The sequence below is a fragment of the Nocardia goodfellowii genome (assembly GCF_017875645.1).
GTDB classification, from domain to species: domain Bacteria; phylum Actinomycetota; class Actinomycetes; order Mycobacteriales; family Mycobacteriaceae; genus Nocardia; species Nocardia goodfellowii.
Map to the genome: position 1 here is coordinate 7246563 of NZ_JAGGMR010000001.1, position 26336 is coordinate 7272898.

Here is a 26336-nt window from a genome sequence, read left to right on the forward strand (position 1 = left end):
CTATCTGTCTCACTCCAGCCATGACTTCTTGTTGAAGTACTCGTCATCCTCATCCGGCTCGTCGGGCGTGACGATCCGGTCCCGATCCGGCTTCCGGCTGAACGTTTGCGGTGCAGACGATTCCCATGGCGCCTGCGTGGACGCGGCACTGACCGACGGCGGGGTGTACGTGGGCTGCGGATGGACGTGCTCAGTGGCGGCGTCCGGCTCCACGTCCGGGAATCGGTCGTCGAGAATCGCAATGATCGACTCTCCTGCCGAGTCATTGCCGACGGTGGCGTGCACGACATCGGCAACCTCGCTTCGGAGCTTGATTTGCGCCTTGCGCATACACGACAGGATTTCCGACGACAGCGCGGCGGGGTCCATGCCCCGCACTCCCGACCCCAGGTCGATCGCCGTCGGCACGCCGGTGCTGTCCACCGTGACGCCAACTCGCCCGCCAGCGCTGGACGCGGAAGCTGACACTGTGGCCATCCGCCCCTGCAGTTCTTCGTACCGCTTGGCCTTCTGCTCGAGGTTTGCGGCGAACTGCGCCAAATCCTCCGCGGCACGGCTCGGATCGAAGCCGACCATCGATACCTCCCACTCCCAAAGCAACCTTCTGGTCCGACCGAACCCTGTCAACGAAACCCACATCGCGCAAATCCCAGAGCGATCCTTCGGTTTCGTCTTCTGGTTCAGACGCGCCGGAGATCCCATCGGTTCCATCGAATTCCCCCTGCCCAACCGGCTCAGGGGACTCCTGGATGCGCCACCCATCAAGATCGCACAGACTCGACTACATGCGACTCCTCCGATTTCTCGCTGCCGCAGCGATTCTCATTACCGCACTCGCCGCCGCCGGCCCGGCCTCCGCCGCCACCCGGCACCCGCTGCCCGCCCCCACCGGCCCGTTCGCCGTCGGCATCCGAGAGTTCCACCTGATCGACGACCGCCCGGACCTGTGGGTCCCCGAACGCAACCGCGAGCTGATGGTCTCCGCCTGGTACCCGGCCCTCGCGCCGGTCGGCAAGCAGGACCCGTATGCGACCCCGCAGGAGTCCGCCCTGATCCTCGCTTCGCAGAAAGTCGACGGCCTCGCGCCCGAGGCGCTGAGCGAGGTGGCGACCCATGCTTACGTCGACGCACCCCAGCTGGGCATCCCGCTGCCCACTGTCGTGCTCTCCCCCGGCTTCAGCATGCCGCGATTTTCTCTCACCGCTCTCGCCGAGGAGCTGGCCAGTCGCGGCTATCTCGTCCTGGGCATCGATCACACCCATGAGGCGGCGGCGATCACCTTTCCGGACGGACGCATCACCGAATGTCTTGCCTGCCAAGGGCGTCCGGATGCGGCGAAGTTCTCTGCGAACCGTGCGCAGGACGTGTCGTTCGTGCTGGACCAGCTGATCCCCCGCCTGCCCGTCGACCGGTCCCGCATCGCCATGGGCGGCCATTCCGCCGGCGGATTCACCGCGCCGTACGCACTCGCGGAAGACGTCCGCATCCGCGCCGGGTTCAATCTGGACGGCGGCTTCCCGGCACTCCCCTACGGTCGGGCGGTGAACCTTCCGTTTCTCATGATGGGTGCGCCCCACCACGCTCCGAGCGGTGCGTACGGCTCGCGGTGGGCTGCGGTCTACGAGGCGTTCAACGGCTGGAAGCGGTGGCTGATCGTCGACGGCGCGACGCACGGATCGTTCACCGATTACGCCCCGATCGCTGACCACCTGGGCGTCGAGTTGCCAGGCAACACGTTGCACGGCGCCCGCGCGATCGAGCTGACCCGCAAGTACGTGTCCGCCTTCCTCGATCACCACCTGAGCGGTGTGCCCACGCCGATTTTGGACGCCGCCGCCGACCCGGAAATCCGGATCGCCTGACCTCGCTGCACGAACCACCATGGGGCGGACGTGCGGCGCTACTCCGGGGTTGAGTCGTATCCACCGCAGCGGAACCGTTCCACGCCCGCCTGGGTGCCGAGTTCGTACCGCAACGCAGGATTACGCAAGTAGAAGCGGAGAAGGTGAAAGACGCGGGTGGGATCGGTCGCGAGTTGTTTATGGGTGAGTTCATAGGCGAGATAGCCCGATCCCTGAAAACGCGGATCCTCGGTGGTCGTGGTGTTGCCGGCACCGAGGAGAACAGCGATGGTGTTGACGCGGGGCGTCCAGACGATCCCACCGGCCCGCTTGTGACTGCCGGCACGGATAGCCGCGATATCTTGCCACGCAACAGTTATCGGTCCGGAACCGAACTCGGTGATGATGCGATCCGGGGTGAGGAAGATGCCGGTGTTATTTGCGGCTACCCCTGGCTCGTGACTGATATAGGCAAGGTAGATCGCCAGCGCGCCGACGCCCGCGAGAACCACGAAGATCAGGAAGCCGGTTTGAGGGTTCGCTCTGACCATGGCGATCAGCACGAACACACCGAGCGCGAGGCAGTAGAGACCACCAGCAACAGCGGCAATCAAACCAAGTCTCGACTGCTGACGAATCGGAAGCTGCACCGCAGAGCCATCGAGGCGGGCGGCGGCGACGGCGGTTCGTGGCCACAGTGACCAGCCGTTGACCAGGTAACCGAGCGTCATCGCGGTGAGAACCGGGAGGAAGCCCACAGTAACGACGAGTGGGGGACGTTCGTCATCGAACAGGATGCCGAACAATGAGCCCGCAAGTACCAGCAGCAGCACCAGAAAACCGCACAGCGTGACCAGTGCATACCTATATGCGTAGAACGCCTTTCGGTCCCATTCCGCCGGCAGCGGCAATTCGGATGAAGTCCGATACCCGATCATTCGAGCCAACCCCGGCTCCGCCGTTCCTGGAAATACAGATCGTCGTCATCCGGCTCGTCAGGTGTCACTATCAGATCACGATTCGGCTTCCGGGTGCCCTGCACGGTGAGTCCGACATCGGCTGGCGGGGGCGGATCGGACCGCACCGATGAGGCCGCTTCCGAATCCAGATTTCGGAGCCGCTCGAGTTCCGCTTCTCCTTGCGCAGCTAAGCGACTGCGCTCCTCCTCCGACATCGATGCGGCCTGTTCGAAGGCGTGCTTCGGGACCCCGTCGAGCAATTTCGCGAAGGCATCGGACAATCCGAACTCTCGCATACTTGCTCGCCCCGCCAGGACATCTTCCAGCCGCCTGCGCACTTCCGGATCCGGCGTGGCAGATTTGAGGATCTCCAGGGACCTGCGCAGGCCCCGAGATACTCCGAGATCGCCTCCTGCCACATCGAAGACGACCTCTGGTTGGTTCGACATCATGCTCCCGGATGGTCGTAGTTCTTATCGCCCAGCGTCGGAAACTCCCCCAAGTCCCCGCTCGACAGCTGCAGCGCGGCCGCGCCGAGCCCGACCACGGCCTGGAAAACCATCGCGACCTTGCCGACCGCCACCTCGAACTTCATGAAGATCGCGACCGCTTGCGCAGCAGCGAGGGCGTACATGGCCGGAGCGGCACCAGAAGCGACGAGGGAGGACGCGGCAATATTCGCCGCCGCGATCTGCGCCAGCCAGAGAATAACCATGTCGACGAGCGTCTGCAGAATATCGCCGAGCACGCGGGCCAGGTTCACCATCGAATTACTGATGTTGTTCAAGGTCCGCTCGATCTCGTCGAGCGCACTCACCTGCCACTTGACCGCACCCGAAAGACTCTTGAAAAAGGCATCGGCCTGCTCGGCCGCGTTGCCGCGCCAGGATTGCTCCAGCATGCCCTGCCAGTCATTCGTGATCGTGGCGCTGTATGCGGTGTTGAAGTCAGCGAGTTTACCTGCGGCTTCCGCTGCCTTCTTCACCGCTTCCCAATCCCCGGCCACCTGCTGGGAAGCCCAGCCGAAGGCATCGACCCCGGTGAGGGATTTGATCCCTGCGTTGATGTAGTACGCGGGCGATATGAAGTTCCCGCCTACAAAGAAAGGGATCCAGCTGGCCAATGGGTCTTCGGCTTGCGGCTCTTGCAGCGATTCGGATGGCTTGGTCACTTGATCGCCTGAGTGTATTTGGTGTCCATGTGCTTTGCCGTTTCGAAATCGGTCGTCCGATACATCTCGGCGGTCTTGCCCAACTCGGTAGCCGAATTCTCACTGAGGGTCTTCAACTTCTCGTAATTGGCTTCCAGGTTCTGGCGAATCGCATCGAGCTTGTCCTTGACTCCCATATAGATCCGCCCGTCGTTGTCGTCGAACGCGAACCACTTGGTCGCATAGTCTTTGGCGGAACCAGCTTGGGTTGACAGCTCTCGCATCGATGTAGCGAACTTGTCCACCTCTTCCGGTGTCACCTTCAACTCTTCCGCCATGTGGGCCCTCCGCTCCCTTCGCTGTGCACTGCCCGAGACACTCTCGCTGCACGGATGCCGTGACGCAAGTCGCGTTACATGGTTCGACGCTGCCTGGGCAGATTCGGTTCCATCGGGTCCCCAGTCGTCGGCGCCGCACCCCGCCTTTCCCCGAACCATGGACGTGACCCACACCACAGTGGGAAGCTCGAAGGTACGTGTCGACGCGAGGGATCAAGACCATGGCGGACAAGACGGGTGGCTCTGCGGGGGGCAACGGCAGAGTATTCACGGTGGACCGGCCGGAGCGGATCCGGAATGTGGTGCTGGTCGGGCACAGTGGGTCGGGGAAGACGACGTTGGTGGAGGCGATGGCGCTGACCGCGGGGGCGGTGAATCGGGCGGGGCGGGTGGAGGACGGGACGTCGCTGTCGGATTATGACGAGATCGAGCATCGGCAGCACCGGTCTGTGCAGTTGTCGGTGGTGCCGATGGCGTGGGCGGACATGAAGGTCAACCTGGTGGATACACCGGGGTACGCGGATTTCGTCGGGGAACTGCGGGCGGGACTCAGGGCGGCGGATGCCGCCCTGTTCGTTGTGTCGGCGGCGGAGGGGCCGGAGGGGGTGAGCGGTACGACGCGGGCGCTGTGGGAGGAGTGCGCCGCGGTCGGGATGCCGCGGGCCATCGTGATCACGCATTTGGACACCGCGCGTGGGGATTTCGACGAGATGGTGGCGACCTGTCAGGCGGTGCTCGGCGGTGGGTCCTCGGAAAGTATTCTGCCGCTGCATCTTCCGGTGTACGGACCGAAGAGCCCGGACGGTCATCGCCCGGTGACCGGGTTGGTGGAATTGTTGCCGAATTGCGTGGTCGACTACTCCTCCGGGGAAGGCGTGCGGCACGAACCCACCGGGGAGCAGCGGGAATTGCTGGAGGAGGCGCGGAACCGCCTCATCGAGGGCATTATCGCCGAGAGCGAAGACGAATCGCTGATGGACCGCTATCTCGGCGGTGAAGACATCGAATTGTCCACTCTTGTCATTGATTTGGAGCGCGCGGTGGCGCGTGGCAGCTTTCATCCGGTGTTGTTCGGCGCGCCCGCACCCGAAGGCGCCCGGCAAGGACTCGGCACGATCGAGCTGCTGGACTTGATCACCGGCGGCTTCCCCACGCCCGCCGAGCACGTCGTCTCGGCCGCACCGCTGGGGACCGGCGCGAAAACCCGTCCACTGCCCTGCGATCCGGAGGCCGAACTCGCCGCCGAGGTGATCCGCACCGCTTCCGATCCTTACGTCGGGCGGGTCTCGCTGGTCCGCGTCTTCTCCGGCACGCTGCGCGCGGATGACACGGTGCACGTCTGCGGGCACGGTCTGGCCGCGCGCGGCCGCCCGGATCACGACGCCGACGAACGAGTCGGCGGAGTGACGGCGCCGTTCGGCAAACAGCAACGCCCGCAGGGCCTTGTCATCGCGGGCGACATCGCCTACGTCACCAAACTGAGTCACGCGGAGACCGGTGACACTCTCTCCGGCACCGGCACTCCCCTGATCATCGATCCATGGCCGATGCCGGAGCCTTTGCTGCCCATCGCGATTCGCGCACACAGCAAGGCCGATGAGGACAAGCTCTCGCAGGGTCTGAGCCGGTTGGCCGCCGAGGACCCGGCCGTCCGGGTCGAGCACAACGCGCAGACTCATCAGCTGGTGCTGTGGTGCCTGGGTGAAGCGCACCGCGATGTGGCCCTGGAGCGACTGCGCACCCGATTCGGCGTGCAGGTCGATGTGACCGAGCACAAGGTGGCACTGCGGGAAACCTTCGCGGGTACAGCGAAAGCGCGTGGGCGGCATGTGAAACAGTCCGGCGGCCACGGCCAGTACGCGGTCTGCGAGATCGAGGTGGAACCGCTGCCGGGCGGGTCCGGCATCGAGTTCGTCGACAAGGTGGTGGGCGGTGTCGTTCCGCGGCAATTCATTCCGTCCGTCGAGAAAGGCGTGCGGGCACAGGCATCGAAAGGCGTGGCCGCCGGTTATCCCCTGGTCGATATTCGAGTCACGCTCTTCGACGGCAAAGCGCACTCCGTCGACTCCTCCGACGCCGCCTTCCAGACCGCGGGCGCGCTCGCGCTACGGGAAGCCGCGAGCAGCGCGGGCATCGATCTCCTGGAACCGATCGCCGATGTCTGGGTGGTTGTCACCGACGACTATGTCGGTCCGGTGCTCAGCGACCTGTCCAGTCGACGCGGCCGTGTCCTCGGCACGGAACCGCACGGCAGCGGACGCACGCGCGTCCATGCCGAAGTCCCCGAACTGGAACTCAGCCGCTACGCCATCGACCTGCGCTCGGTCTCGCACGGCACCGGCGACTTCAGCCGCACCTACACCCGGCACGAACCCATGCCGTCCCAGCTCGCGGCGGCTGTCCGAGCGCAGGCGAAAGACTGAGACACGGAATTGATCCGCTGCCCAGTCGGACATACCCAGCCACTATCCTGAGACGCATGGCACCAGGTAAGGGCGGCACGCCGTCGAAGGAAGCGAAGGCCGCGGCGAAAGCGGCCCGCAAGCAGGCCTCGAAAGAGCGTCGCCAGCAGCTGTGGCAGGCGTTCCAGATGCAGCGCAAGGAAGACAAGTGGCTGTTGCCGCTGATGATCGGCGCGCTGCTCGGCCTGACCGCGATCGCCCTGGTGATCGGCCTGCTCACCGGCCTGCAGTGGTTCCTGCTGCCGCTGGGCATTCTGCTCGGCGTGCTGGCGGCGTTCATCATCTTCGGCCGCCGGGTGCAGAAGAACGTGTTCGCCAAGGCGGAGGGACAGGCCGGGGCGGGTGCCTGGGTGCTGGACAATTTGCAGGGCAAGTGGCGGGTCAAGCAGGGTGTCGCCGCCACCACGCAGCTGGACGCGGTGCATCGTGTGATCGGCCTGCCGGGCGTCATCCTGGTCGGTGAGGGCAATCCGCAGCGGTTGAAGAGTCTGATCGCGCAGGAGAAGAAGCGCACCGCCCGCCTCATCGGCGACACCCCGATCTACGACGTCACCATCGGTAACGAGGAAGGGCAGATCGCGCTCAAGGATCTGCAGCGCTGGCTGACCAAGCTCCCGCGCAATATCGACACCAAGCGGATGGACAATATCGAGGGCCGGCTGGCCGCGCTCAGCGCGCGCACCGGTCCGGCGCTGCCGAAGGGTCCGATGCCCGCCGGGGCCAAGATGCGCGGCGTGCAGCGCACGATTCGCCGCCGCTGATTCTGTTCCACCGAAGGCCCGCGTCCCACTGATCGGGACGCGGGCCTTCGTGTATCCGCGATAGCCACAAGACATATCGCCAGCTCCGCGCGTTCGCGGTCAGGCAGGCTGAAAAAAGTTCGGCCGCTTGGGAACAACGCGTCGCAATATAACCCTTAAAGACATATGAGCGGTTATACCGCTCTATCGTTCGAGCAAGGAGAACCCATGACCGCAGTGCAGCACCACACCGTGCAGATCCAGGGCCACAACGTCTTCTATCGCGAAGCGGGCGACCCGGCGAACCCGACCATCGTCCTGCTGCACGGCTTTCCGAGCAGCTCGGCGATGTTCCGCAACCTGCTGCGCGACCTGAGCGACAGCTACCACCTGATCGCGCCGGACCACCTCGGCTTCGGACAGTCCGCGATGCCGCCGGTGCACGAATTCGACTACAGCTTCGACAAACTCACCGAGATCACCGCCGAACTGCTCGACACCCTCGGCATCGACGAATTCGCCCTCTACCTTCAGGACTACGGTGCTCCCATCGGACTGCGCATCGCCAGCAGAAATCCGGAGCGGGTCACCGCGATCATCACTCAGAGCGGCAACGCCTACCTCGAGGGCTTCACCCCCTTCTGGGACCTGCTGTTCGCACACGCCAAGGACCGCGCGGCCAACGAAGCCGAAGTCCGCGAACTGCTCGAACTCGACGCCACCATCTGGCAGTACCGGCACGGCGTCCCGGCGGATCGGCTCGCGCTGATCAGCCCCGACACCTGGACGCTGGATCAGGCCTACCTGGATCGGCCCGGCAACAAGGAGATCCAGCTCCAACTGTTCTGGGACTACCAGTTCAACCTCGACGGCTACCCCGAATTCCAGAAGTACTTCGCCGAACACCGGCCTCCCGTACTGATCACCTGGGGTGCGCACGACGAGATCTTCGGCGCGGACGGCGCCCGCGCCTACCTGCGCGACCTGCCCGACGCGGAACTGCATCTGCTCGACGCGGGCCACTTCGCGCTGGAGACCCATGGTCCCGAGATCGCGGGGCTCATCCGGGACTTTCTGGGTCGCGCACTGCGCTGAGCATGTGAAAAGGCCCGCACCCCATGCCGGTACTGCGGGCCTTCTCTAAATGAACAACCTACCGAGCGCGCGCCAAACCTGTTCCGGTCGCGCGATCGTGCATACCGCGGCCATCGGCGTCGGTGAACAGCGCCGGAACCACGAACACCAGCAGCACTTGCCGGCCCAGCGCCCGCAGGAATCCGACCGGCGCGGGCGCGTCCACACGGATCACCCGGATCTTCAAGAAGTACTGCCCCGGCGTGAACCCGAACAGCGTCACCGCGAGCACCCCGATCACGAACCAGACCCCCCAGGTCGGGGTGCTCAGCGCGTTGATCACCGCTTCCATTTCCGACGGCGGCGTCTGACCGGCCGGGACATTGAGGTCCGACACGATCTGCGCACCGTTCGGCCGGACGATCATCGCGGCGATACCGATCGACAGAATCCAGTCCACGAACAACGCCGCGATCCGGCGCCCCATGCCCACCAGTGACCCGACACCGTCGCGCGGCAGACCCAAATGCTCGCCCGGAAACTCCGGGGTTGCCGGGTCGCCCGGCTCGGGAGAAGGTCCGGACAGCCAGGAGCCGGTCATGCGTGCCATGCACCCACAATAAGGGGCTGTCGAGCCCCCTCCTACGCCGGAGCCAGCAGGGCAGATGGCAGGATTACGGTGCTGGTCTAGCCCGGGTGGCGATCCTCACCCGTTCAGCCGCACGTGTAACACTGGCGAAACACAGCCTTGACTGCCGGGAAACTTCGCATCCATAGCGTCTGGCGCGACGAACCCATGCAATCGACACAGGCTGGGAACCGATCCGTAAGGAGAACAAGTGACGTTCAGCACGGCCGACGAGGTCATCAAGCACATCAAGGAAGAGGATGTCGAATACGTCGACATCCGCTTCACCGATCTTCCCGGTGTGCAGCAGCACTTCTCCATCCCGGCCAAGGCGTTCACCGCCGACCTCGCCGAGGAAGGACTCGCGTTCGACGGCTCCTCCGTCCGCGGCTTCCAGTCCATCGACGAGTCGGACATGCTGCTGCTCCCCGACTTCAGCACCGCGCGGATCGACCCGTTCCGCGCCGCCAAGACGCTGAACCTGAACTTCTTCGTGCACGACCCGTTCACCCGCGAGGCCTACTCCCGCGACCCGCGCAACATCGCGCGGAAGGCGGAGGAGTACCTGCGCTCGACCGGTATCGCCGACACCTGCTACTTCGGTGCCGAGGCGGAGTTCTACATCTTCGACTCCATCCGGTACGACTCGGGCATGAACGGCGCCTTCTACGAGATCGAATCGATCTCGGGCTCCTGGAACACCGGTGCGGAGTTCAACCCGGACGGCACCCCGAACCGTGGCTACAAGGTTCGCAACAAGGGTGGTTACTTCCCGGTCGCCCCGTACGACCACTACGTCGACCTGCGCGACAAGATCTCGACCAACCTGCAGAACGCGGGCTTCGAGTTGGAGCGCGGCCATCACGAGGTCGGCACCGCCGGTCAGGCCGAGATCAACTACCGCTTCAACACCCTGCTGGGCGCCGCTGACGACCTGCAGCTGTTCAAGTACATCGTGAAGAACACCGCGTGGCAGGAAGGCAAGACTGTCACCTTCATGCCGAAGCCGCTCTTCGGCGACAACGGCTCGGGCATGCACGCCCACCAGTCGCTGTGGAAGGACGGCAAGCCGCTGTTCCACGACGAGTCCGGCTACGCGGGCCTGTCGGATCTGGCGCGGCACTACATCGGCGGCATCCTGCACCACGCGCCGTCGCTGCTGGCGTTCACCAACCCGACCATCAACTCCTACCACCGCCTGGTGCCGGGCTACGAAGCCCCCATCAACCTGGTGTACTCGCAGCGCAACCGCTCGGCTGCCGTGCGTATCCCGGTGACCGGTTCCAACCCGAAGGCCAAGCGCATCGAGTTCCGCGCGCCGGACTCCTCGGGCAACCCGTACCTGGCGTTCTCCGCCATGCTGATGGCCGGCATCGACGGCATCAAGAAGAAGATCGAGCCGCTGGCCCCCGTCGACAAGGACCTCTACGAGCTCCCGCCGGAGGAAGCCAAGAACATCCCGCAGGCCCCCACCTCCCTGGCTTCGGTCATCGACCGGCTCGAGGAAGACCACGACTACCTCACCGAGGGCGGCGTGTTCACCGAGGACCTGATCGAGACCTGGATCGACATCAAGCGCACCCAGGAGATCGCTCCGGTCAACCTGCGTCCGCACCCGTACGAGTTCGAGCTCTACTTCGACGTGTAAAGGCCCGGCGCGGGTTTCGCTCCTGCGTTCGTGCTCGTGAAGCCCCAGCTGTCTGGCAGCTGGGGCTTTGCCCATTTCGGACAGCTGTGGAGACATCGACCCGAATTGGGGGCGTTCGAGTAAGATGAGGGCGTCACGCAAGTGATGCCGAGCGGTGGGGACCGCCCCGTATAGACGATCCCCACCTGGTGAGCTCAGCTAGCCCGCACTCGGCGGACCGCTACGAGTACCCCGGCGGCTACGGCAGCTACCAGCAGCAGCAGGCCGTAGTCGACCGGGGCTTCTCGTTTTCTCCGGCGATGTTTCGCCATGCTCACCACCTCCAATCTGGGCGCAGTGTCTGGACCATGTCCACCGCCCCTCGATTGGAGGTGGCACCACCCTACCTTTCATAGCTGACAGGAATGACCGGATTCGTAGCCAACGGTTGACTGTCGGCTCACTCGAAACCCCTTGGGTTGCTGGAGCTCCCGGTGCGGGTTTCCGGATCTATGCCGAAAAGGCAGTAATCAGTGCCGAATCGGCATATTTCGATAGGGTGCACTCGAGATCACACGGCTCGGTTCAGTCTGCTAAACGGCCCAATCTCGTTGAGCGGCAAGGAGATCCCAATGACCGGCTGGTCGGTTCCGGTGAGCGGGGCTACGGCGGCGTAATCGCGAGAACCCTTGGCAGCCCGCTGGTTCGGCTCCTAACGTCCCGCGCCATGAAGATTTCCCTAATTTCTCTGCTAGCCGCGCCGCTCACCGCTTTAGCGCTGCTCTCGGCGCCGACCGCTACCGCTGACGAGGAGGTGACGACGCTCGCCAAGATCGAGCTGCAAGGCGCGGTCAATGTCCGTGACATCGGCGGCTACCGGACCTATGACGGCGCGAGAGTGAAGTCCAAGAAGGCTATTCGGGCGGATTCGCTGGAAAAGCTGACGGACTCCGATATTCAGGTGCTGGCCGGATACAACCTGAAGCAGGTCATCGATCTGCGGACGCAGCCCGAGATCCAGTTCAGCGGGCCGGACAAGTTGCCGAGCGGGGTGCCGCTGGTGGCGCGCCCGATCGATGACACCGGGTTGTTCACCACGATGCTGCAAGTCATCCAGTCGCGAGACCCGGTGAAGCAGGAGCAGATGCTCGGCGGCGGCAAGGCCGAGCAGTTCATGGGCGGGGTGTACAAGAGTTTCCTCACCGATGCCTCGCGCGCCGCGTTCGGCCAGACGATCAAGGATCTCGCCGCCACCGACCGCCCGACGCTGTACCACTGCACCGCGGGCAAGGACCGCACCGGTTGGCTCAGCTACGTACTGCTGCGCGCGGTCGGTGTCCCGGAACGCACTGCGCGCCAGGATTACCTGCTGTCCAACCAGTACCGCGCCGCCGCCGACGCGAAACTCCGCGAACAGGTGAAGCAGGCGGGATACATGCAGAACCCGGATCTGCTCATCCCGCTGCAGGAAGTCCGCGACGCCTACCTCGACACCGCCATCCGCGAAATGGAGACCAAGTACGGCGACTTCGGCAAGTTCCTCACCCAGGGGCTGGGTCTGGACCCCGGCACCATCCTCCAACTGCGACGCAACCTCGTCAGCTGAACTGTCCCGCAAAACAACTCGACCCCCTCAGAGCCACTCTCGAGGGGTCGAGTTTTGTATTGACGGCCTCACGGGCGAGCGTCTATCCGAAGATGGAGATGAGAACGATCAGGAGCGCGGCGAGGATGATCGCGATGTAGCCCCATCGCGACCTATAAGCGGCCGTTGTCCGTTGCCGCGACGGCGGCCGGGATACCGCAGGCGAGCGAATCTCTTCGGCGGAGACCACGCGGGGAACTACTTTCATCCGCGGCACTCCAGTACCCAAAGGCCTTGATTCCTTCGGCAGTAACGCCTCCGAACCGAGAGGCGTACTGGCGGACAGCTGGGCCGATGCCGGAATCAGATGAGGTCGCTTCTCCGGTGACAGCTCTTCATCGGAAGACTCGAACGCGACTGAAAACGCCAATTCTTCTGCAGCGAGTCCTATCCTGGCGGTTGGCGACTCGAATTCGTCCGTGGTTTGGAATTCATCCAGCGACCACCGCATGTCCGACCGACCGATCGAATTCGACTCGTCGCTGGACGCACCCGCCTCAGTCGATGACGTCACAATGCTTGGCGGCAAACCGCCTGCGGCAGAGACCGTTTCATCGAATAACGGAACCCGCAGCGCACCGAACTCTTCCCTTGGTTGACTCGCGCCGACCCACACCGGCACGCTCGACTCCCCCGGCGACCGTCGCTCCGCAGACACTGCCGGAAACGTTGCGGCGGCGGACAGTTCCGCGGTAATCGGGATTCTGGTAGTGGGTGATTCGTCGTCTAAGCGCTGATTGCCTACTGGTAGAGCTCGCTGTGATGAGGGGGCAGGCAAATCTGAAGCAGCATTGCTGGGGTGCGAATCGGTGGCGGAGGGTCGCCATTCGCTGACCGGCGGAGCGACATCGGGTGCAGGGAATTCCGCGAGGGTGCGCGGGTGTTTAGTGCCGGTGAAGGCTTGGCGGATCGCGGCGATGAAATCTGTGCAGGTGGGATAACGGTCGGTGGGTTGTTTGGCCAAGGCGCGGGTCATGACCTTGTCCAAGGTGGTGGGGAGGTCGGGGCGGAGGGTCGCGACGGGGTGCGGCGGGTCGTGGAGGTGGCCTTTGATCATGGCGGCGGGGTTGGTGGCGGCGTGCGGGAGGGTGCCGGTGAGCATGCGGAAGAGGGTGCAGGCCAGGGAGTATTGGTCGGAGCGGTGGTCGAGGGGGAGGCCGCGGAGTTGTTCGGGGGCGGCGTAGGCGAGGGTGGCAAGGACGGTCCCGGTGGGAGTGGGGCAGCCGGGTTCGTCGCGGAGGCGGGCGATACCGAAGTCGGTGAGCAGGGCGGCTTCGGGGCTGGTGCGGGTGGGGCGAGCCAGGAGGATGTTCGCGGGTTTCACGTCGCGGTGCAGGACGCCGGCGTGGTGGGCGTAGTCGAGGGCGGCGGCGGTGCTGCCGGCGAGGGCGATGACGCGCTCCGGTGGCAGGCTGTGCGGGGACACGACGGTGGCGTCGCGGCCGTCGACGTACTGCATCGCCATCCAGAGTCTGGCGTCGTCGATGCCGCTGTCGTATACCGCGACGATGCCCGGATGGTGCAGGCGGGCAACGACTTCCGCTTCATCTTCGAAGCGGGCGCGGATCTCCGGGTCGGCGGAGACATCGGGGTTGAGCAGTTTGAGGGCGACGGCCCGGGGCATGCCGGGGCGGCGGGCGAGGTAGACGGCCCCCATGCCGCCGCGCCCGAGTGCGCCTTCGATGCGGTAGCCGGCGAAGACATCTCCCCTGTCCAGCATCAGACCTCCCGATCGTCTGCCGAATGATAGCTACGACGGGCGGGATACGGGCCGGTTCAGTTGCTGTTGCGGCGGGCGATGGAGCCGAGGACGGTGAGATCCAGATCACCGGAGGCTTCGGTCCAGCCCATGGCGCGCAGATCCTGCGGTGTGTCGACACCGAGCGCGTCGTGCAGGCCGAAGGCGACGGAACGAGCGAATTCGACCAGCCCGTTCCAGGACAGCGGCCAGAACAGGATGCGATGCCAGTTGTCGATTTCGCGCCGCATGATGGGCTCTTCCCAACCCATATCCCGCAGTGAGTCGGCGGCGTCGAGCGAAATGGGCTGGGCGAGGAATTGATTGCCCGCCAGCTCGGCGGAGAGTTTGATGTCGTATTGCACGAACTGGACGTATCGGTTGCCGGGGGCGGCGATGATCAGGGTGGCCCGCGACGGCAGCTTCGAGAGGCATTGTGCCAGTTCCTGCACGAATTCTTCCCAATTCGTGGTCACCGGCTCGCTCATTCTTCCCCCGGGTGTCCGCACTGGCCCGATCATACGCCGCCGTGCCTGCGACACCAGCCCCAATCTCATTGGGAGACGGGTCGGTTCGGGCCGGTTATACCTGATCGCAATCACTCCGAGTGGCACGGCTCGAGCGGCGGCCACACGACCGGTCTCGACAAGCCGACGTACGGCAGAGTGTGCTCGAGGGGGCACGAGTGTTGAAGAATGCAGGGATGTTCGTGACACCGCTCGAAATGAATGCCCGATGAGCAGCAGGACCGAGCCGGTATCGGTGCCCGTTGATGACGTGGTCGCCGAGCGGCTGGCCGTGGCGATTCGGTGTGTCACCATCTCCGGCGACGTCATGGGATCCGCATCGGAAAGCTTCGGAGCGCGCGGGGGCGGTGCACATCTCGATGCCGGAGGCGACATGGAATCGGCCGACACATCGGACGCCGAGTTCGCGAAACTCGCCGCACACCTGGAGCACTCCTTCCCGCGCGTGCACGCCGAACTGGAGTTGCAGACCTTCGGGCGCAGCAGGCTCTATCGCTGGGCGGGCACGGAACCCGAGAAGGTAGCCGCGGTGCTGCTCGCCCACCAGGACGTGGTGCCGGTGGACGACGCGGAACGCTGGACTCATCCCCCGTTCGCGGGGGTCGTCGACGACGAGTTCATCTGGGGGCGGGGGGCGATCGACGACAAGAGTCGCGTGCTCGCGATCCTGGAAGCACTGGAGATGGCGCTGACCGCGGGGGTGCGGCCCACGCGCACCATCTACCTGGCCTTCGGACACGACGAGGAGGTGTTCGGCGACCACGGCGCGGTGCTGATGGCGCGGCATCTGCGTGATCGGAACGTGCGGGCCGACCTGCTGCTCGACGAGGGCGGCGTGATCACCCAGGGGGTCGCGGACGGGGTGGACATCCCGGTGGCCACGATCATGGTCGGCGAGAAAGGCTATGTCACCGTGCGCCTTTCGGTGTGGGAGGCCGGCGGGCATTCCTCGATGCCCGGCCGTCAGACCGCGGTCGGCCGGTTGGCTCGCGCGGTCGCCCGGCTGCAAGACAATCCGATGCCGATGCGACTGATCCCGGTGATCGCCGACATGCTGGAACGGTTGCGGCACACCATGGCGGAGCCGCGGCGCAGCTTGCTCAAGTTGTCCGGGAAAAGCGTGGTCGCGCCGTTGATCACCCGCATCATGGCCGCCGGCCCGACTACCGAGGCGCTGGTGCGCACCACCACCGCGCCGACTGTCATCCGGGGCGGCGTCAAGGCCAATGTGCTGCCGCAGCGAGCCGAGGCGCTGGTGAATTTTCGTATCCTGCCGGGTGATTCGGTCGCGAAGGTGCTGGAGCACTGCCGGAAGGTGGTGCGCGACGACGGCGTCCATATCGAGATCATCGGCACCGCCTCCGAACCTTCCCTCGACCCTCGTGTCGGCCCCAGCTTCGACCTCGTCGCCCGCCTCGCCCAAGCCGTCGTCCCGGGCATCGCGGTGACCACCGGCCTCGTCCCCGGCGCCACCGATTCCCGCCACTACGACGACCTGGCCGTCACCCGCTGCAATTTCGCGCCGATCATGCTCACCCAAGCCGACATCGGGTCGATCCACGGCACCGACGAGCGCATATCCCGCCTGAACTATGCCCGGCTCATCGAGTTCAACCGGCTGCTCCTCACCGAACTCGCCCGAGACACCGGCCCGGCCCTCCACGTGCAGCAACCGCGCTCGATCCAGCCCGATAAGCCTGAGCAGTGATCTGACGCAGCGCCGACTCGTCGGACCGGCCAGCGAGCGCTGATCGACCGCCTCCGATCGGAACCTATCGTGACCGATCCCCACAGCGAAGTCGTCTCCCCGTAGACCAGCAACTTCACTCACGCCGAAGTTGGGCACAATCTCGATTGCTCTTCCAGTGCCGTGTGACCTCGCTGATCGAATCTCGAGTGCCGAACATCCCGTTCAGCGTTCGCAGGGCAGGGGTGCTGCTCACGGCGCGGCACGCTGGTGCGACGCAGTCGCGGCGGGGGTTATAGCAGCCGTCGCCGATCTGCTGGTGGGCCGCAAGGACCGGCACGACCGCGCACCGGCGAACAGCGAGCAAGGTTCCCGTCCAGCGCCGGTTCTCCGCCGGTGACCGATGCCGAGCCGCTAGTTTGATGACACGGGTGCGGCGTCGGCACCCACCGAGGACCTTCTGTAAGGAGTGCACGTGACCCGCACCGAGGATGGCAATTTCGAGGGCGTCGGTAGCCGGATCGCTTGGCGCGCTTGGCTTCCCGATGGGCCGACGCGGGCGGTGGTGGTGCTGGTGCACGGAATCGCCGAGCATTCGGGGCGGTACGCGCACGTCGGTGCGCGGTTGGCGGATGCCGGTTTCGCGGTGTACGCGCTCGACCATGTGGGGCATGGAAAGTCCGAGGGCGGCAAGGCGAATATCGGGTCGATGTCGGGGTCGGCCGACAATGTCGAGGGCATGCTCGACCTCGCCGGCCGGGAACAGCCGGGTGTGCCGCGGTTTCTGCTGGGGCATTCGATGGGCAGCCTGATCGTGCTGTATCTGGCTACTCGCGCGCCGTTGCAGGTGGACGGCATCGTGGTGTCCGCGCCGCCGCTGGACATCCCGGTCGGCAATCCGGTGCAGAAAATGCTTGCTCCGGTACTGAGCCGATTGACCCCGAATCTCGGTGTGCTGAAACTGGACTCGTCGATGATCAGCCGTGACCCGGCGGTTGTGGCGGCCTACGACGCCGACCCGCTGGTGTATCGCGGCAAGGTTCCCGCCCGCACCGGCACCGAAATCCTGCAGGCCACCGAGATCGTCAAGGGCCGTCTGGACAAACTGACCGTGCCGACGCTGGTGCTGCACGGCACCGCCGACTCGCTGGCCGCGCCGTCGAGTTCCGATCTGATCGAACGCGGCGCGGGCGCGGAGGATCTGACGGTGTTGCGCTACGAGGGCCTCTACCACGAGGTTTTCAACGAGCCGGAGCAGGACAAGGTGCTCGGCGATGTCGTGGACTGGCTGCAAGCCCATGTTACTCAGCAGTAGACTCCGGTCATGAACAACAAGGTCGCCTTCATCCGCGCCATGTGGCACAGCTCCATCGTCGGAAAGGCTCTCGAGGGCTTCACCGCGGAATACCGCGATCTCGGCTTCGACCCGGCCGCGATCGACGTGTTCGAGGTGCCGGGGGCCTTCGAGATCCCGCTGCACGCCAAGCGCCTCGCCCAGTCCGGCCGCTACTCGGCGATCGTGGCTTCGGCGCTGGTCGTCGACGGCGGCATCTACCGGCACGATTTCGTCGCGTCCGCGGTGATCGACGGCCTGATGCGGGTGCAACTCGACTCCGACGTGCCGGTGTTCTCGGTGGTGCTGACTCCGCATCATTTCCACGAGCACAGCGAGCACGTGAACTACTACACCGAACATTTCGTGACGAAGGGCGCGGAGGCGGCCCGCGCGCTGGCGACCACACTGAACTCCTTGCGCGCCTTGCCCGTTGACTGAGGCGGAGTCCGGCCGGCATCGGATCGCGGTCCTCGCGGTGCTGGCCGTTTTCTGCGCGGTGATGTGGGCGGCCTGGCTCGGCTGGGACAACGACTACTACTACGCCGATGGCGTCGAGCAGGGGCCGTATCGTCCGGTGCAGGTAATCGGTTGCGGCGCTTGCGTTGTCCTCGCGAGCATCGCCGCGTTCCTGTATCTGCGCCGCCCGACCGCGATCCCGGCGGTTGCCGCCGCCGCGGTGCTCGGCTTCGCGGTGCCGTGGGCGGGCAACGCCGCACAGGATTCCACCGGCCTGTGGGCGGTGGGCCTGATGTTCCTGCTCATCGGCGGCGGGCTGGGCCTGGTTTCGGTACTGGCTGTGGTCCAGTTGATTCGAACCATGGTGCGCTCGGTCCGAAACAAGCGCTAGCGGAACCTATTCGAACTTGGTCAGGCAGGCCCGCTCACCATCGAGCACGCCGTGGCGGAAGGCCTCCAGCCGCTGATAGCCGCTCTTGACGATCTTGCCGTCCACATCGGCGGCGGCGAGTCCGTCGGCCAGCAAGCCGGAGACCGCTTCGTCGAGGTCCTTGGCGGACAGACGCGGATCGCTGTTGGGCGCACTGAGTTTCGTGGTGAAGGCCCCGCTCAAGCAGACGGTGCGCAGCCCGGCGGTTTCCGCGCCGGTAAGCCCTAGTCGGCGATCATGCTGCACCGCGAGCATGTAGCGGGAGATGAAGACGATGAAAGCGTTGTAGTCGCCGTCCACGTCGGCGGACAGAACGTCCTCCGCGTTCTGCTTCTCGCCTCGTTCGGCCAGTGCGACGACGTCGGTACCTATGGTATTCGAACTGGGACAGTACGAAACCGGCTCGGTGGGACTGACTTTCGCGCAATCGCGCACCACGCCCCGGTAGTCGAACACCGGCGGCTTCGACACCGGGAAGGCCTTGGACAGGGCTTGCGCGACGCTGGCCAGCGACTCCCGGTCGATCGGGAGCTGTCTCTGCTCCTCGTCCTCGAACTCGAAGGAGGTGGGCAGGCTGCCGCGCCGCTTGTTCAGCTCGGACCGGTTGATCTGCTTGCACGCACTCGCACCGTCGGTATAGCCGAGCTGTACCGCGGTCACGCGTTCGAACGCGGAGCCGTGCATGTTCTGCTTGCTGCCAGGGTCGGTGTCGCGCACCGCGATGGTGGCCCCGAGCACACCGTCGAGGCCGTCGGTCAGGTTCATGGTGAAATGCGGCGAATCGCCCTCGGCCACATGGCGGAGGAAGACACCGGCAAGGCAGTCGGCCTGCTGCTCCTGCACCAGGGTGTTGGTGAAGAATCCCGCGATTTTGGCTTGGCCCTGGATGGCGTGCCCGTATTCGTGAGCCAGCACCATGACGATGGCCAGCGAGTTGTATTTCTGCTCCAGGAGGGGGAACAAGATTCCTCGGTCCCAGCCGATGGTGTGGTCGAGGCCGCAGTAGGCCGCGTTCACCAGTTGGTAAGTCGAAGATCTACAGAAGGTGGGCGAACTTTGCTTGGCGGCCTTGGCATCCCAGGAAACGTATGCGGTGACCGGCTGGAAGATTCCGGGGAAGGTCTTGGCGTACTCGGATTTCCAGAACGCTTCGATATCGGCGATGGCGTTGAGTGCGAGTTTGTCGACCGCTCCCCCGTCGCTGTTCTCCGCCCGCAGCGCGGTGTCCGGGACGCCTTCGCGTGGGCCACTCGGACCCTCCGCTTTCGCGGCGCCCGCCAGCACCCACGGATTCCCGGAGTCCGAAACCCCTTTTCCCGTAGCGTTATTCACTACCTCCGCGCATCCGGACAGTGCGGCCCCCACCGCCAGCACCACCGCGACCACGCCGAAACGCCAGAGTCTCATGTGACGTACCTCCCGGTTACACCGCAGAGCTGTTCCCGGGCCACCCGCCGAGCGTTCTCATCGTAATCGCCGGAACCCGAAGCAGGGCGGTGAACCGGTCAGGCGTTCATGCGCAGATGGGCCAGCAGCGCGCGGTGGTCCGAACCGGGGATGGACAGGGATCGGAGGTCCTCGGCGGTGCCGTCGGCGACCAGGATGTGGTCGATGCCCAGAACCGGACCCCAGCGCTCGCTGTCCGGCCAGGTGAGCATGGGCCCGGCGCCGACGAGATCGGCGGCCGAATCGTAGCGCCCGGCCACCAGGGCGCGGAAGGCGGCGTGGTCGCGGGTGGCGTTGAAGTCCGCGCCGACGATCGCGGGTCCGGTTCGGGCATCGAGGATTTCGCGGATCCGCGGCATTTCCCAGCTCCACGCCGCGAAGTTCAGGTTCGGCGGGATCGGGTGCAGGGCGAACACCGCGATATCGCCGCGCTCGGGATGCTCCATGGTCGCGCCGAGGTTGTTGATCTGGAAGCCGTCGAACCGCTGGGTGTCGCGCAACGGATACCGGCTGTAGATGCCGGTACCGCCGCCGCCGGGGCCGGGAATCAGGAACTGGTGCGGCAGCTCGTCGCTGATTCCCGCCGCCGCGAAGCGATCGACCGCCTCCTGCGTCAGCTCGTCCACCGTCAGCAGGTCGACCCGCTCGTCGCGCACTGTGCGCACCACAGCGCCGATGTCGGCACCGCCGAAGAGGATATTCGATTGCAGCACAGTTATTCTCGGCCCCGAGGCGGCGTGTCCGTTCGGCACGAAGATCGGCAGCTGCGTCCACAACGCCACCGCCACCACAACTCCCGCGAACGCCGCGCTCCGCCAGCCCCGTGCGATCAATACCAGCACCAAACCCAGCAGCGCACCGACCATCAGATATGACGCCCCCGAGGCCCCCAGTACGAACAGCTCCCAGCGCCACGATCCCAAGTGCAGCACTACCCCGGCGATTCCCGCGAGCACGGCGGCCCACCCCACCCCGAGCAGCGCCCGGTCCAACCATTTACGCATCCCTGCACCCTATGCGGCCGAGATGGACCAGCCGCGCGGCCCTTGTGCGGATTCGGTGTAGAACCGCTCAGGACGCCGTCGTGCGCGGTCCCGGCACCACGGCATAGCCCGAGGGCTGTTGCAGCACAAGGAGATCCGCGTGCGGCCGGGACGGATCCTCCGCGAAGTGCGCGCGCTCCTCCGCGGTCCACTCGTCCCAGAACGCCGCCAGCGCGTCCCCGTCCCGCTGCCGCCCGCGCGCCCAGGCCTCCTCGGCCGCGCACTCCATCCACAACAGCCGCGCCAGCTGCGGCCGCAAGCTTCGCCGCCCGGCTCCGACCCCCTCGACCAGCACCACCGGCTCCGCCAGCAACGCCCGCTCGCCGCCGAATTCGCACCGCTCCCAGTCATAGGCCCGATAGAAGGCCGTGTGTCCCCACTTGAACGGCGTCAGCACCTGTTCCCGCAACCGATCGGTCCATTGGAAGAACTCGCTGTGCGTAGCCAGGTCGTCCAAGTGCAGCACCGGAGCACCGCCGAGCGCCTCGGCCAGCCGTGCGGCGAATGTGCTCTTACCGGCCCCCGCGTGCCCGTCCACCCCCACCAAGCGGACCCGCCCACACGACGGCGGCAACGCCCGCAATGTCTGCGCGAGCTCACTCAGCTCAGAGTTTTCCTTGGGTAGGAGGGGATCCATACCGGCCACTCTAGGTGTGCGACTCCGATTGGCCGAACCGCGACGCGGCCCCAATCCCGTCGCGCCACGCGGGCCCCGCGCGTCGCTTCGCGGCCTGACCGGCTACTCGCCGCCGAAGACGCGTTCCACCACCGCTTTCGCGCGGCGGGTGACGCGCATGTAGTTGTCGAGGAACTCGCTGCCGTCATCGTTCGGCCAGCCCGCGACGCGCGCGACCGCGGAGAGCAGCCGGCCCGGGGCCGGAAGCTGATCGGCGGGTTTGCCGCGGACCAGGACCAGGGCATTGCGCGCCTTGGTAGCGGTCAGCCAGGCGTCGCGCAGCAGGGCCACGTCGGCGGGCTCCAGCAGTTCGGCTTCCTCGATGACCTCGAGGCAGTCCAGCGTGGACGTGTTGTGCAAGCCCGGGATCTGGTGGGCGTGCCGGAGCTGGAGCAGCTGAACGGTCCACTCGATGTCGGCGAGACCGCCGCGGCCGAGTTTGGTGTGCGTGGCCGGGTTGGCGCCGCGCGGCAGCCGTTCGGCATCGATGCGGGCCTTGATCCGGCGGATTTCGCGGACCGCTTCCGCCGAGACGCCGCCCACCGGGTAGCGGACCTTGTCGATGGTGCGCAGGAATCGAACGCCGAGCGCGTCGTCGCCGGCGACCTGGTGCGCACGCAGCAGGGCCTGCATCTCCCAGGGCTGAGCCCACTGCTCGTAGTAGGCGGCATAGGCGGCGAGCGTGCGGACCAGAGCACCGTTGCGGCCCTCCGGGCGCAGCCCCGCGTCCACGTGCAGCGGCGGGTCGGTGCTCGGCGCGCCCAACAGCCGCTGCACCTTCTCGGCGACCGAGATGGACCACTTCACGGCTTTGGTCTCGTCGACGCCGGGCCGCGGATCGCAGACGAACAGGACGTCGGCGTCGGAACCGTAGCCGAGTTCCATGCCGCCGAGGCGGCCCATGCCGATCACCGCGAAGTCGGCGGGCGCGGGTTCGCCGAGTTCGGCTTCGCTGGCCCGGATCACCGCCAGCAGCGCGGCTTCCAGCGTGGCGACCCATACCGCGGACAACGCCCGGCACACCTGCCGCACATCGAGCATGCCGAGCAGGTCGGCCGAAGCGACGCGGGCCAATTCGTGGCGACGCAGCGAACGGGCCGCCGCGACAGCGCGTTTGGAGTCGTCGTAGCGAGCGGCGGCGGTGAGAATGCCGCGCGCGACATCTTCGGGCTGCTGACTCAACAGCAGCGGACCGCTGGGCCCGTCGGCGTACATGCGGATCGTGTCGGGCGCGTTGATCAGCAGGTCGGGCAGGTACTCCGAGGACCCGAGCACGATCATCAGGCGCTGCGCGATCGCGCCTTCGTCGCGCAGTTCCCGCAGGAACCAGATCTGGTCGTCGAGCCCTTCCGACACCCGCCGGTAGGCGAGCAGGCCGGCGTCGGGATTCGGTGTCTCCCCGAGCCATTCGAGCAATGTCGGCAGTAGCAGCGCCTGGATCCGGCCCTTGCGCGACACCCCGCCGGTGAGCGCTTTCAGATGTCCGAGCGCGTGCTCCGGGGAGGTGTAACCGAGCGCCTTCAACTGGCGGACCGCGGCGCTCGGACTCAGTCGCAGCGCGTCCGAATCCAGCCGGGCCACCGAGTCCAGCAGCGGCCGGTAGAAGAGCTTGGCGTGTAATCGCCTGACCCGCACGGCATTCCGCCGGATCTCGGCGCCGAGCACGCCGACCGCGTCCTGGCGGCCGTCGGGCCGGATATGCGCGGCGCGCGCCAGCCAGCGCATGCCTTCCTCGTCGTCGGCGGCGGGCAGCGTATGCGTGCGCTTCAAGCGCTGCAACTGCAAGCGGTGCTCGAGCAGCCGCAGGAACTCATAGGACGCGGTGAGGTTCGCGGCGTCGTCGCGACCGACGTACCCACCGGCCGCCAGCGCCGTCAACGCCTCGACGGTGCCCTGCACGTGCAGCGTGTCGTCGACCCGCCCGTGCACCAATTGCAGGAGCTGGACCGCGAATTCGACGTCACGCAGGCTGCCGTGCCCGAGCTTCAGTTCCCGTTCCCGCAGGTCGGCGGGCACCAGATCTTCCACTCGCCGCCGCATCGCCTGCACGTCGGCGACGAAATCCGCACGCTCGGAGGCATTCCAGACCATCGGCATCAACGCGTCGCGATAGGCCAGGCCGAGATCCAGGTCGCCGGTCATCGGCCGGTTCTTCAGCAGCGCCTGGAATTCCCAGGTCCGCGCCCACCGCTTGTAGTACGCGACATGCGATTCCAGCGTCCGGACCAGCGCGCCCGCTTTGCCTTCGGGCCGCAGCGCCGCGTCGACCTCGAAGAAGGCCTGGCTGCCCACGCTCATCATCTCCGCGGCCAGCCGGGTAGCGGTGGCGTCGGCGGGTTCGGCGACGAACACCACGTCGACATCGCTGACATAATTCAGTTCGCACGCGCCGCTCTTGCCCATGGCGATCACCGCCAGGCGCACCGGGCACGGGCCGTCCTTGCAGACGCGCGCCACCGCGACCGACAGCGCCGCCGTCAACGCCGCGTCGGCCAGGGCCGTGAGGTGTTTGCCCACCACCTGATACGGCAGCACCGGCTCGTTCTCCACGGTGGCCGCCAAGTCCAGCGCTGCCAGGAACATCAACTGATCGCGGTAGCGCCGGCGCAGCAACGACACCGTCTCCGGCCCGGTGATCCCGGCGCGGTACAGCATCGGGCCCGCGTGCGGCCCCTCCTCCGGCACCGCCTCGACCGCGGCGAGCAGATCGGCGATCAACTCGTCCCGGTCCGGCAAGTTCTTGCGCCGCAGCAACTTCCACGCCGACGGCTCCGCCACCAGATGATCGGCGAACGCGCTCGACGAGCCGATCAGCGCGAACAGCCTGCCGCGCAACGAGGTATCGGTGCGCAGCAGCGAATCGAGTTCGGCCCAGTCACCATCCAGCGCCTCACGCAACCGGATCAGTGTGCACAGCGCCAGGTCGGCGTCGGGCGCCCGCGACAGCGCCCACAGCACCGGGATGCTGTCGACATTGTCCCAAGCCAGCTCACGCAACGACTCGGCGGCGTTCGGCTCGAGCAACCCGAGCCGGCCGACACCGGGGACAGCTGAGCGCGCAGTCGGGGGCCGAACCATAGTTCCCAACTTAGTTGTCTCGACAACGCTTTCCAGCGCGGGGCACGGAAAGACACGCAAACGGTACTTTGCGGGCCAGGACTACAAACCGAGGTATTCCTTGAGCTCGTACGGCGTGACCTGGCTGCGGTAATCGGCCCATTCCCGGCGCTTGTTGCGCAGGAAGAAGTCGAACACATGCTCGCCCAACGTCTCCGCCACCAGCTCGGAACGCTCCATCGCCTGCAGCGCCTCGTCCAGGGTGCCCGGCAGTTCCCGGAAGCCCATCGCGCGGCGCTCCGCCGTGGTCAGCGACCAGACGTCGTCCTCGGCCTCCGGCGGGAGCGTGTACCCCTTCTCGATACCGCGCAGACCGGCCGCGAGCAGCACCGCGAAGGTCAGGTACGGGTTGCAGGCCGAATCGGGGCTGCGGATCTCGACGCGGCGCGAGGAGGACTTGTTCGGCGTGTACATCGGCACGCGCACCAGCGCGGAACGGTTCGACCGGCCCCACGAGGCGGCGGTCGGGGCCTCGCCACCGTGGATCAGGCGCTTGTAGGAGTTCACCCACTGGTTGGTGATCGCCGAGATCTCCGGGGCGTGCTCCAGGATGCCCGCGATGAACGCGCGGGCGGTGCCGGAGAGGTTGTCCGGATCGTCGGGATCGGCGAAGGCGTTGGCCTCACCCTCGAACAGGCTCATGTGGGTGTGCATCGCCGAGCCGGGGTACTCCGCGAACGGCTTGGGCATGAAGGTGGCCCGCACGCCCTCGTCGATGGCCACTTCCTTGATCAGGTAGCGGAAGGTCATCACGTTGTCGGCCATGGACAGCGCGTCGGCGTAGCGCAGGTCGATCTCCTGCTGGCCCGGGGCGCCCTCGTGGTGGCTGAACTCCACCGAGATACCCATGGACTCCAGCGCGTCGATCGCGTGCCGGCGGAAGTTCGGCGCGGAATCGTGTACGGCCTGATCGAAGAAGCCGCCGCGGTCGGCCGGGACGGGCTTGGAGCCGTCCTGCGGGCTGTTCTCCAGCAGGAAGAATTCGATCTCCGGGTGCACGTAGCAGCTGAACCCGACATCGCCGGCCTTGTTGAGCTGACGGCGCAGCACGTGGCGCGGGTCGGCCCAGGACGGCGAGCCGTCGGGCATGGTGATGTCGCAGAACATGCGCGCCGAGTGCTGATGGCCCTTGGAAGTCGCCCACGGCAGCACCTGGAACGTCGACGGATCCGGCCGCGCGACCATGTCGGCCTCCGACACGCGGGCGAAGCCCTCGATGGCCGAGCCATCGAACCCGATGCCCTCCTCGAACGCCCCCTCGAGCTCGGCCGGAGCGATCGCGACGGACTTCAGATAACCCAAGACGTCGGTGAACCAGAGCCGCACGAAGCGGATGTCCCGTTCTTCGAGCGTCCGCAGCACGAATTCCTTCTGGCGATCCATGTCCGCGAGCGTAGGCACCTGGCGTTAAATCCG

At 66.0% G+C, this 26336-nt stretch carries 23 protein-coding genes; 10 read left to right on the forward strand and 13 right to left on the reverse strand.

Annotation, left to right across the window (positions count from 1 at the left end):
* Nucleotides 1–9 precede the first annotated feature (9 nt).
* A complete protein-coding gene (locus BJ987_RS33550; protein ID WP_209897054.1) occupies nucleotides 10–576 on the reverse strand; it encodes a YbaB/EbfC family nucleoid-associated protein in 567 nt (188 codons plus the stop codon).
* A gap of 209 nt (nucleotides 577–785) precedes the next feature.
* On the opposite strand from BJ987_RS33550, the gene BJ987_RS33555 reads away from it, so the two are divergent.
* Entirely contained in the window at nucleotides 786–1862 is a 1077-nt protein-coding gene (locus BJ987_RS33555; protein WP_209897055.1) for an alpha/beta hydrolase family protein, read from the forward strand.
* Between the two features lie 38 nt (nucleotides 1863–1900).
* On the opposite strand, the gene BJ987_RS33560 is transcribed toward BJ987_RS33555, so the two are convergent.
* From BJ987_RS33560 to BJ987_RS33575, 4 genes are read right to left on the reverse strand one after another with little or no spacing between them, the layout of a single operon-like run.
* Nucleotides 1901–2779 (reverse strand): hypothetical protein, encoded by an 879-nt coding sequence (locus BJ987_RS33560; protein WP_209897056.1) that lies wholly within the window; start codon nucleotides 2777–2779, stop codon nucleotides 1901–1903.
* Complete coding sequence (locus tag BJ987_RS33565) at nucleotides 2776–3249, reverse strand: hypothetical protein (protein ID WP_209897057.1); 474 nt, start codon at nucleotides 3247–3249, stop codon at nucleotides 2776–2778. Before BJ987_RS33565 ends, BJ987_RS33560 begins: the two co-directional genes overlap by 4 nt.
* The gene (locus BJ987_RS33570; protein WP_209897058.1) at nucleotides 3249–3971 is read right to left on the reverse strand and encodes a WXG100 family type VII secretion target; all 723 of its coding nucleotides are present in this window, start codon (nucleotides 3969–3971) and stop codon (nucleotides 3249–3251) included. Before BJ987_RS33570 ends, BJ987_RS33565 begins: the two co-directional genes overlap by 1 nt.
* Nucleotides 3968–4288 carry a type VII secretion target gene (locus tag BJ987_RS33575; protein WP_209897059.1) on the reverse strand — a complete coding sequence of 107 codons (321 nt, stop codon included), beginning with the start codon at nucleotides 4286–4288 and terminating at the stop codon, nucleotides 3968–3970. Before BJ987_RS33575 ends, BJ987_RS33570 begins: the two co-directional genes overlap by 4 nt.
* A gap of 221 nt (nucleotides 4289–4509) precedes the next feature.
* Between BJ987_RS33575 and BJ987_RS33580 the strand changes: the two genes are divergently transcribed.
* From BJ987_RS33580 to BJ987_RS33590, 3 genes are all read left to right on the forward strand, one after another.
* Complete coding sequence (locus tag BJ987_RS33580; protein ID WP_209897060.1) at nucleotides 4510–6711, forward strand: elongation factor G-like protein EF-G2; 2202 nt, start codon at nucleotides 4510–4512, stop codon at nucleotides 6709–6711.
* A 56-nt stretch (nucleotides 6712–6767) separates the two neighbouring features.
* A complete protein-coding gene (locus BJ987_RS33585; RefSeq protein ID WP_209897061.1) occupies nucleotides 6768–7511 on the forward strand; it encodes a DUF4191 domain-containing protein in 744 nt (247 codons plus the stop codon).
* A 207-nt stretch (nucleotides 7512–7718) separates the two neighbouring features.
* The gene (locus tag BJ987_RS33590) at nucleotides 7719–8585 is read left to right on the forward strand and encodes an alpha/beta fold hydrolase (RefSeq protein WP_209897062.1); all 867 of its coding nucleotides are present in this window, start codon (nucleotides 7719–7721) and stop codon (nucleotides 8583–8585) included.
* Between the two features lie 58 nt (nucleotides 8586–8643).
* Here the strand turns inward: BJ987_RS33590 and BJ987_RS33595 are convergent, their stop codons facing one another.
* Entirely contained in the window at nucleotides 8644–9174 is a 531-nt protein-coding gene (locus BJ987_RS33595) for an RDD family protein (RefSeq protein WP_209897063.1), read from the reverse strand.
* Between the two features lie 229 nt (nucleotides 9175–9403).
* Here BJ987_RS33595 and glnA (BJ987_RS33600) point away from each other — a divergent pair, with 229 nt between their 5' ends.
* Both glnA (BJ987_RS33600) and BJ987_RS33605 read left to right on the forward strand, forming a co-directional pair.
* The gene (glnA, locus tag BJ987_RS33600) at nucleotides 9404–10840 is read left to right on the forward strand and encodes a type I glutamate--ammonia ligase (RefSeq protein WP_209897064.1); all 1437 of its coding nucleotides are present in this window, start codon (nucleotides 9404–9406) and stop codon (nucleotides 10838–10840) included.
* 706 nt (nucleotides 10841–11546) lie between these two features.
* Complete coding sequence (locus tag BJ987_RS33605) at nucleotides 11547–12425, forward strand: tyrosine-protein phosphatase (RefSeq protein WP_209897065.1); 879 nt, start codon at nucleotides 11547–11549, stop codon at nucleotides 12423–12425.
* Between the two features lie 82 nt (nucleotides 12426–12507).
* Here the strand turns inward: BJ987_RS33605 and BJ987_RS33610 are convergent, their stop codons facing one another.
* Both BJ987_RS33610 and BJ987_RS33615 read right to left on the reverse strand, forming a co-directional pair.
* A complete protein-coding gene (locus BJ987_RS33610; protein ID WP_209897066.1) occupies nucleotides 12508–14184 on the reverse strand; it encodes a serine/threonine-protein kinase in 1677 nt (558 codons plus the stop codon).
* A gap of 56 nt (nucleotides 14185–14240) precedes the next feature.
* Nucleotides 14241–14678: a TY-Chap domain-containing protein gene (locus BJ987_RS33615; RefSeq protein ID WP_209897067.1), complete on the reverse strand. Its 438-nt coding sequence runs from the start codon at nucleotides 14676–14678 to the stop codon at nucleotides 14241–14243.
* Between the two features lie 259 nt (nucleotides 14679–14937).
* Here BJ987_RS33615 and BJ987_RS33620 point away from each other — a divergent pair, with 259 nt between their 5' ends.
* The 4 genes from BJ987_RS33620 (at nucleotide 14938) to BJ987_RS33635 (ending at nucleotide 18599) form a co-directional block, all read left to right on the forward strand.
* A complete protein-coding gene (locus BJ987_RS33620) occupies nucleotides 14938–16437 on the forward strand; it encodes a M20/M25/M40 family metallo-hydrolase (protein WP_209897068.1) in 1500 nt (499 codons plus the stop codon).
* Nucleotides 16438–16891: 454 nt separating this feature from the next.
* Nucleotides 16892–17731: an alpha/beta hydrolase gene (locus tag BJ987_RS33625; protein ID WP_209897069.1), complete on the forward strand. Its 840-nt coding sequence runs from the start codon at nucleotides 16892–16894 to the stop codon at nucleotides 17729–17731.
* Nucleotides 17732–17740: 9 nt separating this feature from the next.
* Complete coding sequence (locus BJ987_RS33630; protein WP_209897070.1) at nucleotides 17741–18190, forward strand: 6,7-dimethyl-8-ribityllumazine synthase; 450 nt, start codon at nucleotides 17741–17743, stop codon at nucleotides 18188–18190.
* On the forward strand, nucleotides 18183–18599 hold the full coding sequence (locus BJ987_RS33635) for a hypothetical protein (protein ID WP_209897071.1): 417 nt from the start codon (nucleotides 18183–18185) through the stop codon (nucleotides 18597–18599). The genes BJ987_RS33630 and BJ987_RS33635 overlap by 8 nt, the downstream gene beginning before the upstream one ends.
* Before the next feature lie 6 nt (nucleotides 18600–18605).
* Here the strand turns inward: BJ987_RS33635 and BJ987_RS33640 are convergent, their stop codons facing one another.
* The 5 genes from BJ987_RS33640 to glnA (BJ987_RS33660) form a co-directional block, all read right to left on the reverse strand.
* Nucleotides 18606–20045, reverse strand: coding sequence for a neutral zinc metallopeptidase (locus tag BJ987_RS33640; RefSeq protein WP_209897072.1), 1440 nt, complete (start codon nucleotides 20043–20045; stop codon nucleotides 18606–18608).
* Between the two features lie 98 nt (nucleotides 20046–20143).
* On the reverse strand, nucleotides 20144–21088 hold the full coding sequence (locus BJ987_RS33645; RefSeq protein WP_209897073.1) for an endonuclease/exonuclease/phosphatase family protein: 945 nt from the start codon (nucleotides 21086–21088) through the stop codon (nucleotides 20144–20146).
* Nucleotides 21089–21155: 67 nt separating this feature from the next.
* The gene (locus BJ987_RS33650) at nucleotides 21156–21764 is read right to left on the reverse strand and encodes a uridine kinase family protein (RefSeq protein ID WP_209897074.1); all 609 of its coding nucleotides are present in this window, start codon (nucleotides 21762–21764) and stop codon (nucleotides 21156–21158) included.
* Nucleotides 21765–21866: 102 nt separating this feature from the next.
* Entirely contained in the window at nucleotides 21867–24881 is a 3015-nt protein-coding gene (locus BJ987_RS33655; RefSeq protein ID WP_209897075.1) for a bifunctional [glutamine synthetase] adenylyltransferase/[glutamine synthetase]-adenylyl-L-tyrosine phosphorylase, read from the reverse strand.
* Nucleotides 24882–24962: 81 nt separating this feature from the next.
* Complete coding sequence (gene glnA, locus BJ987_RS33660; protein WP_209897076.1) at nucleotides 24963–26303, reverse strand: type I glutamate--ammonia ligase; 1341 nt, start codon at nucleotides 26301–26303, stop codon at nucleotides 24963–24965.
* Nucleotides 26304–26336: the final 33 nt, after the last annotated feature.

Excerpts from the sequence above, each read along its gene's own strand:
- BJ987_RS33585 (WP_209897061.1), top strand. The coding sequence starts at position 6,768 with ATGGCACCAGGTAAGGGCGGCACGCCGTCGAAGGAAGCGAAGGCCGCG.
- BJ987_RS33580 (WP_209897060.1), top strand. The coding sequence starts at position 4,510 with ATGGCGGACAAGACGGGTGGCTCTGCGGGGGGCAACGGCAGAGTATTC.
- BJ987_RS33655 (WP_209897075.1), bottom strand. The coding sequence starts at position 24,881 with ATGGTTCGGCCCCCGACTGCGCGCTCAGCTGTCCCCGGTGTCGGCCGG.
- BJ987_RS33605 (WP_209897065.1), top strand. The coding sequence starts at position 11,547 with ATGAAGATTTCCCTAATTTCTCTGCTAGCCGCGCCGCTCACCGCTTTA.
- BJ987_RS33645 (WP_209897073.1), bottom strand. The coding sequence starts at position 21,088 with ATGCGTAAATGGTTGGACCGGGCGCTGCTCGGGGTGGGGTGGGCCGCC.
- BJ987_RS33565 (WP_209897057.1), bottom strand. The coding sequence starts at position 3,249 with ATGTCGAACCAACCAGAGGTCGTCTTCGATGTGGCAGGAGGCGATCTC.
- BJ987_RS33650 (WP_209897074.1), bottom strand. The coding sequence starts at position 21,764 with ATGGATCCCCTCCTACCCAAGGAAAACTCTGAGCTGAGTGAGCTCGCG.
- BJ987_RS33595 (WP_209897063.1), bottom strand. The coding sequence starts at position 9,174 with ATGGCACGCATGACCGGCTCCTGGCTGTCCGGACCTTCTCCCGAGCCG.
- BJ987_RS33630 (WP_209897070.1), top strand. The coding sequence starts at position 17,741 with ATGAACAACAAGGTCGCCTTCATCCGCGCCATGTGGCACAGCTCCATC.
- BJ987_RS33550 (WP_209897054.1), bottom strand. The coding sequence starts at position 576 with ATGGTCGGCTTCGATCCGAGCCGTGCCGCGGAGGATTTGGCGCAGTTC.
- BJ987_RS33640 (WP_209897072.1), bottom strand. The coding sequence starts at position 20,045 with ATGAGACTCTGGCGTTTCGGCGTGGTCGCGGTGGTGCTGGCGGTGGGG.
- BJ987_RS33610 (WP_209897066.1), bottom strand. The coding sequence starts at position 14,184 with ATGCTGGACAGGGGAGATGTCTTCGCCGGCTACCGCATCGAAGGCGCA.
- BJ987_RS33575 (WP_209897059.1), bottom strand. The coding sequence starts at position 4,288 with ATGGCGGAAGAGTTGAAGGTGACACCGGAAGAGGTGGACAAGTTCGCT.
- BJ987_RS33620 (WP_209897068.1), top strand. The coding sequence starts at position 14,938 with ATGAGCAGCAGGACCGAGCCGGTATCGGTGCCCGTTGATGACGTGGTC.
- glnA (WP_209897076.1), bottom strand. The coding sequence starts at position 26,303 with ATGGATCGCCAGAAGGAATTCGTGCTGCGGACGCTCGAAGAACGGGAC.
- BJ987_RS33560 (WP_209897056.1), bottom strand. The coding sequence starts at position 2,779 with ATGATCGGGTATCGGACTTCATCCGAATTGCCGCTGCCGGCGGAATGG.
- BJ987_RS33590 (WP_209897062.1), top strand. The coding sequence starts at position 7,719 with ATGACCGCAGTGCAGCACCACACCGTGCAGATCCAGGGCCACAACGTC.
- BJ987_RS33555 (WP_209897055.1), top strand. The coding sequence starts at position 786 with ATGCGACTCCTCCGATTTCTCGCTGCCGCAGCGATTCTCATTACCGCA.